Source organism: Streptococcus mitis (assembly GCF_003944325.1).
Classification (GTDB): Bacteria; Bacillota; Bacilli; order Lactobacillales; family Streptococcaceae; genus Streptococcus; species Streptococcus mitis_CW.
The window spans coordinates 1-508 of record NZ_RJPX01000122.1; the positions used below are offsets into that span (position 1 = coordinate 1).

1 protein-coding gene is annotated in these 508 nt (G+C 37.4%); it reads left to right on the forward strand.

Annotated features, from left to right (window positions below; translation table 11 throughout):
• The coding region (locus tag D8787_RS11355; protein ID WP_142999782.1) for a transposase at nt 1-508 on the forward strand (508 nt) is incomplete at both ends.

Below are 508 nucleotides of genomic sequence, written 5' to 3' on the forward strand. Positions count from 1 at the left end.
TCATCCGAAATCACTTTCTTCGATACGATAGAGCTGTCCGATGTCGAGTGAAAATTATTACTATGGATATGTTTAGTCCCTATTATGACTTGGCTAAACAGCTTTTTCCGTGTGCTAAAATCGTTCTAGATCGCTTTCACATTGTACAACATCTTAGCCGTGCCATGAGTCGTGTGCGTGTCCAAATCATGAATCAGTATCATCGAAAATCCCATGAATACAAGGCTATCAAGCGTTACTGGAAACTTATCCAGCAAGATAGCCGGAAACTCAGTGAGAAACGTTTTTATCGCCCTACTTTTCGTATGCACTTAACAAATAAAGAGATTCTAGACAAGCTTTTGAGCTATTCAGAAGACTTAAAACACCACTATAATCTCTATCAACTCTTACTTTTTCACTTTCAGAATAAGGAAGCTGACAAATTTTTCGAACTCATTAAGGACAATCTAAAGCAGGTTCATCCTCTTTTTCAGACTGTCTTTAAAACCTTTTTCAAGGACAAAGA